Below are 17,549 nucleotides of genomic sequence, written 5' to 3'. Positions count from 1 at the left end.
GCCTGGCCGTCGAGAGATGTCTGAAGGATCACTTGTCCAAGCGCGGACAACGTGCCGGATGCCCCCACACCAACCCGCGTGGAGTACAAAGGGGACGTCCGTTGTGTCCCACGGTTCCTCATGGAAGCGCCTCCGGCGGCAAGGGGTGACCCCCTTGACCCCAGCTGCCGTCGCACGTTGGGTTTGAGCTGACAGCGCTGTGCCGGCAACGACGTGCCGACTCTCTCTCAGAACCCGGCGTCGCCCGCCTGCATTTCATCCACCTGACGACGGAGCTCGTCCCGCTCACGGCGGGTCACTTCCAGGTCGAACAGCAGGTACTTCACGTCCAGCCGCAACTGCGACAACGTCTCCTGCACCAGACTCAGCACCCGCTTCCGCCGCCGCGTCGCCTCAACGGTCTGAACGAACGGCTCGTTGAACCCGGCGTACAACTCCTCCGGCAGCGTCGCAATGCGCTTCCCCAACTCGATGAGTTCCCGGGGAACATCATCGTCGAGAAGGTCCGGAAAACGTGGGCGAGGATTCATGGTCCGACCCGCTGGCAACGACGGAAAGGAAAGGGACCAACGGAAACAATTCTCAAGTGTTCCCACGATGTTGACCAAATGCAACATGTCGGAGCGCGCGGAAAATCCGGTGATTTCCTCAAGCTCGCGGCGTCGGAGCGATCGACGCCCTCTGAGCCCGCCGGCGGGCTGAAGGCCCCGCCCCAGCGCAACATTCTGTTAAGAAAACACTTAGAGGCGGCAGATCGTCGGTGCCCCCGGCGCAGAACGATCCTCGCACGAGCAAGGACCGGCAGGCAGGGAATCTGACAAATCCTCCATCGCAAGGTGGGATTGCGACGATTGTTTCGATTGTTGAGACTGGCCCCGCCCGGGTGGCTCAGGATGCGCCGCCCGAGATCGGTATCAGGGAGGACCAGGACCGCGTGAGAGGCGGAATTTTCCGACGTCTCAGGCTCACGCCGCAGGCATTCTGGCAGGCGGCGCTAGCGGTCTGCGCGCTGTTGGCCATGCTGGCCCCCCGTCCGGCCCTTTCCGGCGACTATCGACAGTCTTACGACGGACCGGATCCGGTCGGCCGCATCAGCATTAGCCCCGGCGGGCCGCAACCGACGGACGTCCGTCAGAGCCTTCCCGGCCCGGAGTACGCCCGCGAAGGGAAAAGCCCCGAGTTCGTCCGCATCGAGTCCCCCGCTCCCGGCACCGAGATCGAGTTCCTGACCGAGGTTGACCCGACCCTGCGGCTCGACGAAACGAAGGTGAGCCTGTGGGCCCGCTGCTCGCAGCCCAACCTGTCGCTCCACGTCCGGCTGAGGTTCCCGCATCAGATCGATCCCCGGACAGGAGCGCCGCTGACGGCGGACATGGCGGGTGGACCGGCCAGCCGGTACGAAGAGACGACGGAGCTCTGGAAACGCCTGGAGTGCCGTCCTGACGATCGCTCCTTCCAGCAGCTCATGCAGCGGCTGCGGCACCTCCTTCTTCCGCAACTGCGGAACCAGGCCGACCTCGACACACGGGACGTCTACGTCGAGGCGGTCGTCCTCAAGGCGCGGCTCGGCGCCGGACGGACGGACCTGCTCGTCGACGACCTGATCGTCGGCCCGATCGCGGTCCCCCCGACGACGTCGCAGAAGGAGATTCCGGCCGAGCCGGAAGCCAAGTTCTCCCGGATCGCGATGGGGGACAACCGGATCACCAAGAACGGCCGCCCGTTCATCCCGCTGATCCTCCCCTATCACCACGAATCGATCGACGAGTTCCTGGCGACCGGAGCGAACACCGCCTGGGTCCAGAACTGGGACGACGAGGCCCTGCTGAAGGAGTTTGCCGCTCGGGGAATCGGCGTCACCGCCACTCCCCCCCGCCCGGTCAACAGTGAGCGGGGCGAAGCGCTGCCGCCGTTCACCGGAGCGTCGGCCCCGATCGACTTCTGGATGCTCGACGTCAATATCCCCGCGTCGGCCTATCTCGACGTGGAGACATGGATCGAGCAGTTGCGGGACGCGGACCACAAACATCCCCGCCCGATCCTGGCGGACGTGGCGGGCCGGGAGCGGGACTTTCACCGGCACCTGTCGCTGCTCGGTTCGAGCCGCTTCATCCTCGGGACCACGACCGCGCCGCTCGAATACGTCGAGCACCTCGACCGCAAGCAGCGGATGGGACTCCCCGGCCGCGGCATGTTCACTCTTGTCCCCCTCGAACCGGCGGACGGCCTGCTCCACGATCCGACGGACGGCCCCCGCATCGAGCCCGAGCAGGTGTTCCTCCTGGCCAACGCCGCCCTGTCGGCGGGCTACAAAGGGATCGGATACTGGAACCGCAACCCCCTCAGCGAGGAGACGCGTCACGCCGTCAACCTGATGAACCTCCAGGTCCGACTGCTGGAGCCGTGGCTGGCGACCGGCAAGGTGGTCAGCACGTCTCCCGTCCAGTTCGGCCAGGACCTGGCCCAGGGAGGCGGGACGAGCCTCTCCTCGGTGGTCAGCACCCGCTGGGACAACGCCAACCGCAAGGCCCCCAGCGAGCGGGCCGCGCGGCTGGAGAACGAGCTCCGGGCGACGGTCCTCGACAGCGAGTTCGGGATGCTGGTCATCATCAACTGGCTGGAGAACCGTGCGCAGTACCAGCCGGGGGGGATGGTGGTCGACGACCTTCACCTGTTCGTCAAGCGGGACGTCCTGCAGGCCTGGACCGTCACTGCCACGGGGATGGAGACGGTCAAATCGCTCAAGCAAGTTCCCGGCGGGACGGAGATCACGCTCAAGCAGGTGGAGCAGTTCGCCTACGTGCTGATCACGCACGAGCAGGCGGTCCGGGACGCGGTCGCCCGGCAGATCAGCCAGGTTCGCGAGAGGGCGGCCCGGAGCTGGGTCGAGCTGGCGGAGCACAAGATCCGCCGGGTCCATGACGTCCACCGGCAGATCGAGTTCGAAGCTCCCGCGGTCATGGATGCCGCCGACATCCTGGCCAAGGCTGACCGATACGTCGCCGCCGCCCGCGCCGATTTCGAGCGGGGGAGTTTCAAGAGTGTCGAGGAGAATGCCCGGTTCGCCATGGCGCTGACGCGGGTCGTTCAGCGGCGGCACTGGGAGAACGCGGTCCGCCGCTTCGCGACGCCGGTCTCCTACCCTTACACGGTCGCGTTCCAGACGTTGCCGCAGCACTGGAAGATGCTGGAGAAGTTAGGAGCCGGTGCCGGCCAGAGTGTGAACCTCCTGCGGAGCGGCCGTTTCACGTCGCTGCAGCAGATGGCGAGCGACGGCTGGACGCTGAACGAGGCCGATGCCAACGAGACTGTCCGGACCGCCGTCGAGATGCGGGCGGGTGGGCCGGAGGGACGTTCCTGTCTACGGCTGGCGGCCGCCACGGGAGCCGCGACGGGAAAGGCGGGGGAACGGACATCGTTCCTGCCGATCCAGGGCCCGCTGGTCCAGGTCCAGAGTCCGATCCTTCCTGTCCGGGAGGGGCAGATTCTTCATGTCAGCGGGCGGATCCGAGTGCCGCAGTCGCTCGATCCGACGAGCGAGGGGCTGGTGATTTACAACACGATCGACGGGCCGTCGCGGTCGTTGCGGTTCCGGAGCCCGACGTCGTCCGGTCAGTGGGAGACGTTCGAGCTGGTGAGTGTGGCACCTGCGTCGGGTGAGTTTGCGTTGCGGTTCGAGCTCCGCGGTCTTGGGGATGTGTTTCTCGACGACCTGCGGATTGTGGCGCTCAATGTTTCGACGAATGCGGCGGACGCCGAGGCGGGGCCCCCGTCGGTATCGAACTCCCCGCCGACTCCCTGATGTCGCCGCAAAGGGACGTTCTTGCCGGCACGGCCATGACACCTCAAACCCAACGTGCGACGGCAGCCTGGGGTCAAGGGGGTCTCACCCCCTTGCCGCCGGAGGCGCTTCCATGAGGAACCGCTGTAAGTAACGGACGTCCGCTTAGTGGGACCGGCGTTGAGGACTCCCCGCTCGCTTCGCGCTCCCCGCGTCTTAGGTGAGGGGGCATCCGACACATTGTCCGCGCTTGGACACGCTTTCCTTCAGACATCCCTCGACGGCCAGGCCTCCGGCGGGCAAAGGGCCGGAAAAACAACACAGGCCCCTCTGCACTCCCCACCAGGGTGCCCCTGGACCCGGTGATGGGGTGCGATCCGAGACTCAGACTTTGTGGTACTCGCGATACCACTCCACAAACCGCGCGATGCCCACCTCAATCGGCGTGTCCGGACGAAACCCGACATCCCGCATCAGATCATCCACATCCGCACACGTCTCCGGAACATCCCCCGCCTGCATCGGCAACAGGTTCCGAATCGCCTTCCGACCCAGACACGCTTCCAGCGTCTCGATCACGTACCCCAGCTCGACAGGACGATTGTTCCCGATGTTGTAAAGCCGGTACGGCGCGGAACTCGTCGCCGGATCGGGATCGGCGCCAGACCACTCCGGATCAGGCTGCGGGATCCGATCCGTCACTCGGACAATCGCCTCAACGATGTCGTCCACGTAGGTAAAGTCCCGCCGCATCTGGCCCCCGTTGAAGACCTGGATCGGCTCTCCCGCCAGGATCGCCCTGGTGAAGAGCCACATCGCCATGTCCGGACGGCCCCACGGCCCATAGACCGTAAAGAACCGCAGCCCCGTCGTCGGCAGCCGAAACAGGTGGCTGTAGGCGTGAGCCATCAGCTCGTTGGCCTTCTTGGTCGCCGCATAGAGGCTCAGCGGATGGTCGACCGTGTCTCCGACTGAGAACGGCATCCGCGTGTTCGCGCCATAAACGGAGCTCGACGAGGCATACACCAGATGGCCGACCTCGGTCCGTCGACACCCCTCCAGGATGTTCGTAAACCCGGTGACGTTGCTGGACGTGTAGGCCTGCGGATTCTCGAGCGAATACCGCACCCCGGCCTGCGCGGCGAGGTTCACCACGCAGTCGAAGCGCCGCTCGTCAAACAGGCGGGTCATCCCCGGCTGATCGGCCAGGTCGAGCGGGACGAACTCGAAACGGCCCTGCCCCGCCGAGCGCTGCTGGTCCTCCAGGAGACGGACCCGGTCCCGCTTGAGGTCGACGGAGTAGTACGGATTGAGGTTGTCGAGCCCGATCACCTCTTCGCCGCGCCGCAGGAACGCCCGAGCGACGTGGAAGCCGATGAATCCTGCCGCGCCGGTGACCAGAACCTTCCGCACAAACGACTCCGCCGATCAGGCCGCGAGAGGCCGCTCCCGTTCTGAAGCCAGGCTCTCGAATGCTCCCGACCGGCCGCGGACCGACACCCGCGCTCGACGACCGGAAAAGGGACCGGTATCTTAGCGGAACTGGGAGTGAATAAAGGAGTCGCGCGATCGCCCGCTTTGCCCGCGATCCAGGGACCGGAACGGAGTGACGGCGATGCCGCGCGAGAAGGTTTTTCGGGGAGATGACGAGCAGCGCGAGGAGGAGAGAGCCGAGCGGCCCTCCCTGGACCTGGCTTCGCTCCCCGCCGCGGCCCCCTTCGATCCCAACGACGACCGGTTCGACGAAGCGCTCCGTCCCCAGCGGCTCGACCAGGTGGTCGGCCAGAAGAAAGTCGTCGACCGCGTCCGGATCATGCTCGAGGCGACGCTCAAACGGGGCGACACCCTCGGCCACCTGCTGCTCGACGGCCCGCCGGGAATCGGCAAGACCACGCTGGCAACCGTCATCCCCCGCGAACTCGGCGTCGAGTGCCAGATCGCGGCCGGCCCGGCGCTCGCCGCCCCCAAGGACCTGCTCCCCTACCTGACGAACGCCTCGGAACGGTCGGTCCTCTTCATCGATGAGATCCACCGCCTGCCTGCTGCAGTCGAGGAGTTTCTGTATCCGGCGATGGAAGACTTCCGCGTCGACATCGCGCTCGGCGAAGGACTGAACGCCCGCACGATCAACATGCAGCTCAAGCCGTTCACGGTCATCGGGGCGACGACCCGGGCCGGGATGCTGACCGCCCCCATGCGAGACCGGTTCGTGTACCGGGAGCATCTCGACTACTACGAGAACCCGGACCTCGTCGAGATCGTCCAGAAGAACGCCAAGAAGCTGCGGAGCTCCATCACCGCGGAGGCGGCCCAGGAGGTCGCCCGCCGCAGCCAGGGGACCCCGCGGAAGGCGAACAACATCCTCCTCCGGACCCGGGACTTCGCGACGCTCCGCCACGCCGAGGGGACGATCACGACCGAGATCGCCGCCGACGCGCTCGAGATGCTGGAGATCGACGCCCTGGGACTCGAGCGGCAGGACCGCCGCTACCTGGAGACGGTGATCCGGGTCTTCAACGGCGGCCCGGCGGGGCTCAACGCCATCGCCCACAGCATCAGCATCCCGCCCGACACGCTCGAAGATGACGTCGAGCCGTTCCTGCTGCGGGCCGGCCTGATCCAGCGGACTCCCCGCGGCCGGATCGTGACGCCGGACGGATATCGGCACCTCGGCCTCAGGTCGGCTTCCCCTCTACCGACCTCTTCCCCGACAATGGGTTAGCGGGCTTCGGCCCCCGCCGTCCTGTCACTCCACGGTGCGGCTTCCGAGTTTCGCGCCCCGCCGTCCCCCTGTTTGCGTATGCCGTCGGCCTTTCAGTTCGATTGTCCCCACTGCCAGGCCCGCCTGCGGGCCCGCGACCGGAAGAACGTGGGACGCGAGATGGCCTGCCCGGAGTGCGGCCAGCCGCTCCTCCTGAAGGAAGCGGACGACGGAGGGATCCTGGCGCTGGCGGCCAAGCCGGCTCCCCGACCGCGGGCGGTCAGCTCCGGCCGCTGGCCGATCCGGATCGTGGTCGGCGCCACGATCCTGATGTGCCTCGGCCTCCTGGTCTTCGTCCTCCGTGAACAGCCCGCGGGGACTCAGGCGGAGGTCCCCCGCCCCCCGGCCTCCGATCCCGCGGCTCCCCAGGATGGCGTCGCGGCCGCCCCCGCCCCCGCTCCCGATCCCAACGAACCCGAGCCGGCCAAGCGGATGCGGCTGCTGGGGGAATGGCTGACCGACGCCTTCGATGGCGAAGGGGCGTTTCCGCTGGCGACGGAAGGGCTCGAAGACGTGACGCAGGAGAACCGGCTGAGCTGGCTGGCCCGGATTGCCCGGCAGTCGGTCGCCGATGGCACCCCCCCGCCTTCACTCACGCTGCCCTGGAACGCGCCGGAGAACGACCGCTTCGTCCGCCGGCGGCTTCCTCCCTTCCAGATTTCCGGCCTCGCCGCCGCCGGACCGGACGGATATCCGGCCGGACACTTCGTTGGTGTCGCCGGCGTCGGCGCCGACGGAGCCGCGCTTCCCAAGACGCATCCGCGGGCGGGGATCTTCGGCTGGGACCGGCGGACGACCGAAGAGGACGTGCGTGATGGACTGTCGAACACGTTCCTGGTCCTCGGCCGCGAAGACCACCTGCACTCCTGGGCGGACGGCCAGCACTCGATCCGCCCCCTGACGGCCGAGCCGTACGTCCGCGGACCCGACGGTTTCGGGACCGGCGAGCCGGAGGGGATGCACGTCCTGCTGGCCGACGGCAGCGTGAAGTTTCTGTCGTCGGCGACGGCCCCCGTGGTCTTCCGCCGCTACGCCGCGATGGCGGACGGCCAGACGCTCGACCCGATGAGCCCCGGTGACCCGCTCGATGCGCCGGCGCCCGTTGTCCCTTCCTCAACCTCCCCTCCCGCGATGGCGGCGGTCGGTCCCGGAACGCCTTCGGCTCCGGCTCCCGGGATGCCGAATGCCGGACTCCCGGCCGATCCTCCGATCCTGCCGCAGCTCGCCCCGGAAGTCCCGATGATCGACTTCGAGCGGGCCCTGGCGCAGCGGCTCCGGGAGTACCGGGTCCCGACGCCCGTGCCGGCGGAAGATGTGCTCTACGAGCTGCAGGAGATTGCCGCGGTCCCGCTCGACTGGTCGGCCCTGGATGCGGAGAACGCGCTGGACGGGAAGATGCTCGCCCTGTCGATGCAGAACACGACGGTCGAGGCCTTGATCGACGCCGTCGCCCGGGAACTGTCGGCCAAGGTGGTTCGGGACCGCCGCGCGATTCGATTCGTCCCGCTCATGGCTCCGTCGGCGAATTGAGCCCGCTGGCCGTGCTATCGATCCGGTCGCAGGCCGCACAGCACTCCCACGATCAGCGAAGCGACAAACACGCTCGGGAGCAGTACCGGGATCAGGACCGGCCCGACGAAGAAGCCCCCCGGCACCCAGCACACCAGAACGCCGGGCCGATCAGCAGCAGTTCAACGCCTGTCAGCACTATAAGCAGACGGCGGTTCGACATGCCGGCAGTCTCAGGGGAACGAATCGTCCCGACCGAACCGCCATCGCAGCGGAATGTTCACCGACCTTTTCGAGCCGCTCTACGAGCAGACGCGTTCCACCCGTCCTGACTTGGCTGCCGTCTCGATCGCGGCCATGACCTTCATGTCCTTGAGCCCCTCTTCGCCAGGCGTCCGCGGCTCGTTTCCGCCCAGGATGCATTCGGAGAAGTGGTCCATTTCGGCTGCGAAGTGATCGACCGGCGCGATCTGGAGCTGGGCACGGCGCTTATCTGAGGCGACGGTCAGGATCTGTCCCTCGTAGCTGAAAGCATTCTCGAGGTCGATGAAGCCCTTCTGGCACTGGACCCGGTAGCGACGGCTTTCGCTCGCGTTGAAGCTGCAATCGCAGGTCGCCAGCACGCCGCCTGGAAACTTCATCGCAAACGACACCGCCGCCGGAACCTCGCGGAACCGCGGATCGGTTTCGGGCTGGTGCGCGAAGGCCGAGACCTCGATCGGTTCCGCATCCAGGCAATAGCGGGCGGCGTTGAGGCAGTAGACGCCGATATCCCCCAGCGGCCCTCCGGCGAGTTCCCCACTGAGGCGAATGTTGGGCGCCTCGACCACCTGGCAGTTGCTGGCGGAGAACGACTGGATCGGCCCCAGCTCTTCACTGCGGCACAGCTCGATCACCTTCTTATTGAACGGCTCGTACCGGAGCCGATAGGCGATCATGAGTTTGCGCTCCGCCTCCCGCCCGGCGGCGATCATCGCCTCGCACTCGGCGACATTGGCCGCCATCGGCTTCTCGCACAGGACGTGCTTCTTCGCCTGGAAGCCGCGGATCGTGTACTCCGCATGCATGCTGTTCGGGAGGACGATGTAGATCGCGTCGACGTCGGGGTTGTCGGCCAGCCGGTCGTAGGTCTCGTAGTTGTAGATCCCTGACTCAGGGACTCCGTAGACGTCGGCCACCTTCTTCGCCTTGTCCGGATGCCCGCTGACGAGGGCGGTGACGCGCGACAGCCGGCTCCGTCCGAATGCGGGAAGGATCTCTTCCAGGGCCAGTTTCCCCAGTCCGACGATCGCCCAGCCGACGGTCTTCTCCGGTTTCTCCGGGATGGCGACGTCGACCGGCTGTTTGTCCGGCGGGGCCAGGGGGACCGAATCGGCGGATGCGAGACCCGCCATCATGCTGGCCCCCCACGCGCCAGCGGCCCCCAGGAAATCACGGCGGGAGGAAATGGGCGGCGCAGGCATCGGTCGGCTCCTGACGGACGGGGTCCAAGGTCAGGCAGCCACTTCGCAGATGCCGTACCCGGGCCACGCCAATCGAGCCACGCGGGCGCTCCGCTCAGGAATCCGCCGAATCGAGCCCTGCTCCGAAGTCGTCTTCCCTCGAAGGCGGAGGAGCGACGGGAGGCGCCGACGGCGTCGGAGGAGTCGCCGGGGCCACAGATGCTGTGGGCGGCGCCGCTTCCGGTACTCGATCGCCGGCGACCGGACCCTCACCCTCGGCGGGCGATGCCGGCGGGCGATCTTCAGTCCCCGGTTTGCCCTCTTCGGGGCGACGACGTTCCTGCCGGGATCGATCGCGGCCGGGACCGCGGGGACCTCGTCCGCCACCCCCCGGCTCGTTTCCACCGGGGCGTCCTTCGCCTCTCTCACCGCCCCCGCCCCCACCCCCGCCGCCGTTGCCGCCATTGCGGGGAGGACGTCCCTTCGCCGGCCGTTCCACGGTTTCCGGAGCGGCGGCGTCCGGTCCCGGGGGCGGCCCCTGGGACGGCGGAGCCTGCTGGTGATGACCGCGTCCGTGCCCGCGGCCGAACCGCGGGTTGGGTTCCGGGATCGGCAGGTTTTCGGGGATCGAGACCGGTTCGTCGGTCAGGTCGATCTCCAGGACCGGATTGGGAGGTTCGGCGACGGTCCGCCCCCGGCGCTGCGATTCGACGAGCTTCATCTGCGGCTGCCCGGCGCACTGGCACCGGACCGTCGTCACGGTCGCGGGGAGCCGGCGCTCCGCGCCGCAGGCGGCACATTTCCAGTGCCGGCGAATATCAAGGCTGAGCCGAAGTCCTGCTCCACGCATGGCAGTGGCCGTTCACCAATAGAGATCAAGAAAACACAAAGGCGGACCGATCCCGTCAGTCCTTCGGGAAGAACTTCACGCAGACCGGAGCGCTGACCTTCACCTTGCTTCCGACCGGCGTCAGGGTCCCCTTCTCGGCGTCGATCCGGAACGACACGACGTCGTCCGAGTCCTGGTTCGCCGCCAGCAGGAACTTTCCGCTCGGGTCGATTCCGAAGTTCCGCGGAATCCGTCCCTCGGTCGACTGGTGGCCGATCGCGGTCAGCATGCCGGACTTCGGATCGACCTTGAACATCGCGATCGTGTTGTGGCCGCGGTTCGAGACGTAGACGAACTTCCCGGAGGGATGGACCTGGACCTCGGCGGTCGAGTTCCCCTGCCGGTCGGTCCCTTCCGGAACCGTCGAAAGGGTCTGGATTCCTGCCAGGACGCCGGCCTGCGGGTGGTAGAGGAGTGCCGTCACTTCGAGCGACATCTCGAGGTTCGTGTAGGCGAACTTTCCGTTGGGATGGAAGGCAAAGTGCCGCGGCCCGCCGCCGGCGACGGTCGAGGTCGAGGGGGGCTCGTTGGGGGTCAGCGTGCCGCGGTCGGCATCGAGCCGGTAGACGAGGAGCTTGTCGAGGCCCAGGTCCGCCGCGATGGCGAACTCGTTGTCGGGCGAGACGTTGATCGAGTGGGCGTGGGGGCCCTTCTGGCGGCTCTTGTCGACGCTCGAGCCCTCGTGCTGGATGACGCTCTTTGCCGGCTTGAGTTTGCCGTCGGCGTCGATCGGCAGTGAGGCGACGCTGCCGCCGCCGTAGTTGGCGACGAGGACGTTCTTGCCCGACCGGTCGATGGCGACGTAGCACGGCCCTGCTCCGCCGGAGGGTTGGCCGTTCAGTTCCTTGAGCTTTCCGCTGTCGGCGTCGATTTCGAAGGCGGTGACGCCGCCGACCTTCTTCTCGCCGATATCGCTGACTTCGTTGACGGAGTAGAGGTGTTTGCGGTCGGGATGGATGGCCAGGAACGACGGGTTGCGGGCTTCGCCGACGAGTCCCTTGTCGCTCAGAGCCCCTGTTTCGAGGTCGAGTTCGAGGAGGTAGATCCCTTTGCTGTCGCGTTGGGTGTAGGTGCCGATGTAGACGCGCATGGTCTCTCCCGCGAAGGCGGCCGGGCCGAGGGCGGACAGGATCGCCGAGGCGAGGAGGGCAAGGACTCGGCGGGGTCGAAGCATGAGGGCAACCTGGTTGTGGGGATGTGGCTGGAGGTCGATCAGGCAGGACGCGAGTTTGACAGCATTCGGCATGCCTTCCGGTCCGTCAAGGGAGTGGCGGTCCGGCGGACTCGAACCCTGTCCTCGCCGGCACGACGCGATAGCTCAAACCCAACGTGCGACGGCAGCCTGGGGTCAAGGGGGCTACGCCCCCTTGCCGCCGGAGGCACTTCTATGAGGAACCGTGGTAAGCAACGGACGTCCACTTTGTGGCACCAGCGTTGAGGACTCCCTCACATTACACCGCTGGCTTTGCAATCCCCGCGGGGTGGTGAGGGGCCATACGACACGTTGTCCACGTTTGGATACGCCCTCCTTCAGACATCTTCCGACGGCCAGGCCTCCGGCGGGCAAGAGGGCGTTGCCCCCTTGCATCCCCCACCAGGGTGCCCCTGGACCCGGTCGAGTCATATCGAACAACGCCAGATTCCACTCAGACGCAACCGCACCGCGGAGTAGGCAGAGAACAGAGACTGGCCGTATGATGACCAGCTGCGCCAAGATCAACGTCTTAGGAGCCCCATTTCCACCCGTCCGACCTGCTTCCCAGGCGAACAGGCCGCCACACCCATGTCCATCGGCGAGATCAAAGCAGACGACCTTCTCGGTCTCGTCGGACGGGAACTCGGGGGACGCTATCGCCTCGACCAGTTCATCGACCGCGGCGGCTTCGGCGCCGTCTACCGCGGACTCGACAAACGACTCAACCAGCCCGTCGCCGTCAAAGTCGGCCTCTCCAACCGCGAGTTCATGCGCGAGGCCCGCCTCGCCGCCGAGGTCCGGCACGACAACATCGTCCACGTCACCGACTTCGGCGACGACAACGGCCTCGCCTACCTCGTCATGGAGTTCCTCGAAGGGGAAAACCTCGAGGTCCTCTTCAAGTCCCAGGGAAACCAGCTCTCCCTCGAACAGCTCCGCAAACTCGTCCGCCAGGTCGGAGCCGCCCTCGCCCACGCCCACGGCGAACGGCTCATCCACCGCGACCTCAAGCCGCGGAACATCATCCTCAAACGGTCCACCTCCAAAAGCGGCACCTCCCTCGCCGCCGGAAAGTTCGTCCTCCTCGACTTCGGGATCGCGGCCAAGCTCGACGCCACAGGAACCCAGCGGAACCGGACCCGCGACGGCGCCGGGACCGTCGAGTACATGGCCCCGGAGCTGCTCACCTCCTCCCCCCAGACCACGCCGCAGTCCGACATCTACGGCTTCGGCACGATCCTCTACCAGATGATGACGGGCCGGGTCCCGTTCCCGCAGAAAGACAACTCGCACCTCGCGCTCGCGACCTGCCTCCACGCCATCGCGACCGAGCCTCCTCCCCCGTTCTCCGCCATCGCTCCCCATCGGCCCTACTCGGCGGAGCTCCAGGCGCTCGTCCTGCAGTGCCTCGAGAAGGACCCGGCCAAGCGCCCGCAGTCGGTCATCGACCTTGTCGAACAGTTCCGGGCCGCCTGCCCCGCCACGGTCTCGGCGACCGCGATTCCTTTCCTCGACGACGACGAGGAGGAAGACGCCATCAGTCGACCGGGACTCCCCCCCGAGCCGTCCGACCCCGGGATCTTCGACCACTGGACCTGGCTCGTCACGGCGGCGGCCTGCGCGGTGATCCTGGCGATCGCCTTCTGGCCTCCGTCGGTTGTCCCTCAAGGACCTCCGCCGCCGATACCGGTGGCGGAACTGACCGCGAAGATCGGCGACGACGTTGTCGACCTCGCCAAGGCCCCGCTGTCGCTCCTGCCCGGCGACATCGCCCGCGTCACCTTCCGCTTCGACAACCTCCCTCCGGACGCCGCGCCGCTCTTTGAAGCTCCCGAAGTGCCGCAGGGGGTCAAGATCGAGTCCGAGCAGGGCGTCGGCAACGCGGAGGCGCAGACCTACACCATCAGCGTCCCCGACCCGAACGTGACGCTTCCGCCGGAAGCGGCCATCACGTTCCGCGGCCGGACCGCCTCCGGAGTCGACCCGATCGAGATCGTGACCCGCCTCGACCTCAGGCCGCCGGTTGCATGGCTTCCCGAATCGCTCAAGTCGCTCGGGTTCTCCCTCGCCAAGCCGCCGCAGCTCTGCCGGATCGACAAGGAGTTCTTCCCGACCGTCCTGAGCCGCGAGGTTGCCGGAAAGACAGTCCGGTTCCGTCTCGTCCCCGAGCGGACCGTCGGACAGCGTCGAGTCCGGACCTTCTACGTCATGGAAGGGCTCGTGACGAACCGGATGTTCTACGCCTACGCCCAGGACCAACCGCAGCGGCCGTGGAAGCCCGCAGGGTCCAAGGATCGGAGCAGCGAACTCAACGACGACGACCCGGTGACCGACATCGTTCCGCTCGACGCCCACGGCTTCGCGCAATGGATCGGCGGAAAGGGCGCGACGTTGCCGACGACGACCGAGTGGGACATCTCGTCCGGCTACTATGAGCTCCTGGAGGCTCTCGAACGGGTCGCCAACGTGACCTCCCGCGAGATTCCGTCCGGAACATTCGAGGCGTTCCGGAAGAAGCCGGTTCCGGTGCGGGACCTCAACTACACGGTTCTTTACGGCATGGGGCCCGACGACAACGAGGTCTACGTGCCGGACGGCGGGCGTCTGACGGAGAGCTCCCCCTTCGGATGCCGCTATCCGCGCAGTGCCGCGGGACTGCCGATTACTGAACTGACGGGCACGCTGCTCGCCAACACGATCCTGACGGACCTCCAGCGCGTCGCCGCGCAGTCGGAGGTCACCGGCCTCTACCGGATCCTGGTCCGCGGCGTCGGTGAACGCCCCACGAGCGATCAGCGCTTCCGCTGGGCCATCCGCGACGGCGAGACCGTGACGATCGTCCCGACCGAGGACTTCGACCGGGTCGATCCCGTGGTCCTCGCCGGGAATACGATCACCTCCGGCGAGGACTTCGGCTTCCGGGTGGTCCTGCACACGGCGGACGCGCCCCCCTGAGGCTCCTGGCAAGCTCTGTCTTCTGCTGCGTTCTCCGCGTCTTCGATCCCCGGTAAGGCGTGATACTCCGAATGGGATCGGAGTGAGGACGCCGGCCGAGGAGGCCGGGACCGACGCAATTCTTCGCGGAATCGGCTATCATCCCCTCCATCTCTGCGGGCGCAGCGGCATATCGGGGGAGACGGCGTGCGGTCGGCGTTTGCCGGCGGCGATCGACGCGGTTTCGATTCGAGGCGACAGTATGGATCGATCGAACGAAGTCGTGGCGACGGCGGTCCGGTGGTTCGAAGAGGTCTGGAACCAGCGGCGGAAGGAGACCATTGACGAACTGCTGGACGAGTCCAGCGTCTGTCACGCCGAAGGGGGGCCGGTCGTCGGTCCCGAGGGGTTCCGTCAGCGGATGTACACGCCGTTTCTCGCGGCGATCCCCGATCTGTTCGTGACGGTCGAGGACGCCGTCGCGGAGGGGACCCAGGCGGTGGTCCGCTGGTCGGCCTCCGGAACGCTCTGCGGCCCCGAGCTCGGCATCCGCCCCGCGCGGCAGGCGGTGGCGCTCCGCGGTATCACGTGGATCCACGTCCGCAACGGCAAGCTGGGCGAAGGCTGGCAGTATTCGAACCTCGGCGAGGTCCTGGCCTCCCTGGCCCAGTCGACGATGTGATCGACGCATCGCCCGCCGCCTGGTCGGTCACTCCGCCGCGAACCGGCCGGGGATCGCGATGACCAGCGGATGATCGCTCAGCGAGAGCGTCAGCGTATCGGTCTCGCCCGGCGACGAAACGGGATTGGTCCCCACCGTCGGATCGAAGATCGTCATCCCGGCGACCCGCTTCTCCAGACGGAGCGTGATCTCGTCCGAGCCGCGGAGTCGCTCGTTCCAGACGACAAGGAAGAACGTCCCGTCGCGCTTCTGGAGCAGGAGGTCGTGAACGGTCGCGGGCCGCGGCCGGAGCGTGTACTGGAGCCGCGCGGGCGCGGCCGGGGGGCCGTCGTCCGCCAGGATCGTCGTCAGGTTGTGCAGGTAGACCGCTCCCTTCCGCGGCGTGTAGTCCGCGCGATAGAAGCCGAAGCTCTGGTTCCCCGCCTCGTCGGTCCGGTCCCGGAGGAGATAGACCGCGGTGTGGCTCCAGCCCCGCGCGAACTGGGCCAGGTAGGTGCTGAGCAGGTTGAGCCCCTGGATCTCCTCGGTGATGTCGCCTCCGATCGTCGTTCCGGTCTCGGTGGTCACGCGGGGAAGCGTTCGCAGTTCCGCTTCGGAGTACCCGGCGAACTGCTTCGCCCAGGTCCGACCGTGATTGCCGAAGAGGCCGTCGACCTTGCAGGCCGAAGTCGGATCGGCGGCGTTCCAGGTCTTGTTGTCCTCCACGCCAGGCGAGCCGGGGTGGTAGGTGTAGTTGTGGACGTTGACGGAGTCCGCGTACTTCGTCCCCTCGGGCATGAGCGTTCCGGCTCCCGCCGGAATCTCCAGGAACTGGAGGCCGACATTGTCCGTCTGGCCGCCGCTCTCGCTGATCGACCAGACCGGGTACTTCGCCAGCGCCGGATCGCCTTTGACCCGCCGATAGAGGTCGCGCTGGAGCTTGGCGACGGCGATCCATGAAGGAGCCCCGCCGCCTCCTTTCTCCCCTTCGTAAGTCACCCCCCAGTTGTTCGGCTCGTTGTTCCCCTCGAAGGCCAGGAGCGCGCCGGCGTCCGCCAGGACTCGCCCCGTCCGGAGAAGCCGGTCGACGTCCGTCCCGCCGCTCACGAGTCCCCAGCTGAACCGGGCGCCCGTCTCGCGGTGAAGGTCGAGGTACGTCTGGATCGTCGTCGGGCCGTCCTCGGTCACCCCTTCGATCCCGCCCCGGACCCAGCGGAACCCGCAGTAGCGGACCATCTCGATCGTCTTCTCGAGCGGCTGTCCCCGGTCGGGAAACGTGGTGACGATCCCGACACTCCCGAGGAACTCGGACGCCGGGCGAGCTTGCACCGGCTCGGCCGCGGCGACGGTGAGGGCGATCCGGTTGAACACCTGCTCGTCGAAGTTCCGCGTCCCGAGGAGGACGATCTGCTCGAACGAGTTCGTCGTCGCATCCGTGAACGTGATGCCTCCCCCTCGTCCGCCGTTCCAGCCCGGACTCGACATCGTCCAGGCTCCGCCGGCTTCGCGGGTCACGGTGACGGTCCCCAGTCCCCCGCCGTCCCGGACCGCCGCTCGCGTGGCATCGATCTCGATCGGGGCCCAGACGTTGTTTCCGGACGGTTTGCCGTCGGCCACGCGTCCCCACTGGACGGCCCAGGTTGTTTTGCAGCGGTGGATTTCGAACAGGTAGCCGTTGCGCTGTCCGTCGAGAAGCTGGAACGCCACGGCGTCCGCCTGCTGTCCTGCGTCCCCCCAGCCCCAGCCGTAGTCGAGCGAGAGCGTCAGCCGGGCGGGGTCGTTGGCCTTGGCGAACGAGCGGGTCAGCGTCCCGTCCGGCTGGTTGGCGGCGAACCGGGCGACCCGGCCGGGGTTCTTGCCGGCGGGCGCCGGGTACTCGAAGACGTCCCAGGCCCCTTCGGCTTTCCAGCCGAGGGTGGCGAAGTCTCCCTTAGAGAAATCGGCCTCCACGAGAGCCTGAGCAGAGGCCGCCCGTGCAGCGAGCCCCAGCCACACGACCAGCGCAACGAGACGCACAATCGACGTTCCGTTCATGACGGTCTCCGGCGAGCCACGGGCAAACCGTCATCACTGTCGGGAGGCAGACGCCGGTTGGTCAAGCGGGTAGTGCGCCGGCGTGCGGATGCTGCATAGCGCAAGCCAACCGGGTCCAGGGGTACCCTGGTGGGGAGTGCAGAGGGGCAACGCCCCTTTGCCCGCCGGAGGCCTGGCCGTTGAGGGATGTCTGAAGGAGTGAGTGTCCAGGCGCGGACGACGTGCCGGATGCCCCATCACCAACCCGCGGGGATTGCAAAGCCAGCTGTGTGGGGTGAGGGAGTCCTCATAGCCGGTCCCACAAAGCGGACGCCCGTTATTTCCCACGGTTCCTCATGGAAGT

11 protein-coding genes are annotated in these 17,549 nt (G+C 67.2%); 5 read left to right on the top strand and 6 right to left on the bottom strand.

The genetic code is table 11. From position 1 onward, the window contains the following. Positions 1-227 precede the first annotated feature (227 nt). A complete protein-coding gene (locus VT03_RS15605; RefSeq protein ID WP_075093830.1) occupies positions 228-530 on the bottom strand; it encodes a transcriptional regulator in 303 nt (100 codons plus the stop codon). Between the two features lie 488 nt (positions 531-1,018). Here VT03_RS15605 and VT03_RS15600 point away from each other — a divergent pair, with 488 nt between their 5' ends. Further along, entirely contained in the window at positions 1,019-3,802 is a 2,784-nt protein-coding gene (locus tag VT03_RS15600; RefSeq protein WP_075093829.1) for a hypothetical protein, read from the top strand. A 363-nt stretch (positions 3,803-4,165) separates the two neighbouring features. On the opposite strand, the gene VT03_RS15595 is transcribed toward VT03_RS15600, so the two are convergent. Next, complete coding sequence (locus VT03_RS15595) at positions 4,166-5,194, bottom strand: NAD-dependent epimerase (RefSeq protein WP_075093828.1); 1,029 nt, start codon at positions 5,192-5,194, stop codon at positions 4,166-4,168. A 202-nt stretch (positions 5,195-5,396) separates the two neighbouring features. On the opposite strand from VT03_RS15595, the gene ruvB reads away from it, so the two are divergent. Together ruvB and VT03_RS15585 are read left to right on the top strand one after the other, a co-directional pair. Beyond that, positions 5,397-6,503, top strand: a complete 1,107-nt coding sequence (ruvB, locus tag VT03_RS15590; protein WP_075093827.1) for a Holliday junction branch migration DNA helicase RuvB — start codon at positions 5,397-5,399, stop codon at positions 6,501-6,503. A 78-nt stretch (positions 6,504-6,581) separates the two neighbouring features. Continuing rightward, positions 6,582-8,072: an H-X9-DG-CTERM domain-containing protein gene (locus tag VT03_RS15585; RefSeq protein WP_075093826.1), complete on the top strand. Its 1,491-nt coding sequence runs from the start codon at positions 6,582-6,584 to the stop codon at positions 8,070-8,072. 281 nt (positions 8,073-8,353) lie between these two features. Here VT03_RS15585 and VT03_RS15580 read toward each other — a convergent pair whose 3' ends face one another. The 3 genes from VT03_RS15580 to VT03_RS15570 all read right to left on the bottom strand — a co-directional run bounded on the left by VT03_RS15580 (position 8,354) and on the right by VT03_RS15570 (position 11,628). Beyond that, the gene (locus VT03_RS15580; protein WP_075093825.1) at positions 8,354-9,514 is read right to left on the bottom strand and encodes a Gfo/Idh/MocA family protein; all 1,161 of its coding nucleotides are present in this window, start codon (positions 9,512-9,514) and stop codon (positions 8,354-8,356) included. Positions 9,515-9,608: 94 nt separating this feature from the next. Next, positions 9,609-10,343, bottom strand: coding sequence for a hypothetical protein (locus tag VT03_RS33540; protein ID WP_156514533.1), 735 nt, complete (start codon positions 10,341-10,343; stop codon positions 9,609-9,611). A gap of 55 nt (positions 10,344-10,398) precedes the next feature. Beyond that, complete coding sequence (locus VT03_RS15570; RefSeq protein ID WP_197489352.1) at positions 10,399-11,628, bottom strand: lactonase family protein; 1,230 nt, start codon at positions 11,626-11,628, stop codon at positions 10,399-10,401. A 537-nt stretch (positions 11,629-12,165) separates the two neighbouring features. Here VT03_RS15570 and VT03_RS15565 point away from each other — a divergent pair. Both VT03_RS15565 and VT03_RS15560 read left to right on the top strand, forming a co-directional pair. Next, entirely contained in the window at positions 12,166-14,532 is a 2,367-nt protein-coding gene (locus VT03_RS15565; protein WP_075093823.1) for a serine/threonine-protein kinase, read from the top strand. 241 nt (positions 14,533-14,773) lie between these two features. Further along, positions 14,774-15,193 (top strand): ester cyclase, encoded by a 420-nt coding sequence (locus VT03_RS15560; protein WP_075097141.1) that lies wholly within the window; start codon positions 14,774-14,776, stop codon positions 15,191-15,193. 27 nt (positions 15,194-15,220) lie between these two features. On the opposite strand, the gene VT03_RS15555 is transcribed toward VT03_RS15560, so the two are convergent. Next, positions 15,221-17,206 carry a hypothetical protein gene (locus VT03_RS15555; RefSeq protein ID WP_075093822.1) on the bottom strand — a complete coding sequence of 662 codons (1,986 nt, stop codon included), beginning with the start codon at positions 17,204-17,206 and terminating at the stop codon, positions 15,221-15,223. Positions 17,207-17,549: the final 343 nt, after the last annotated feature.

Source organism: Planctomyces sp. SH-PL14 (genome assembly GCF_001610835.1).
In the GTDB taxonomy this organism is placed as follows: Bacteria; Planctomycetota; Planctomycetia; order Planctomycetales; family Planctomycetaceae; genus Planctomyces_A.
This window is presented reverse-complemented; position numbering and strand designations above follow the sequence as displayed.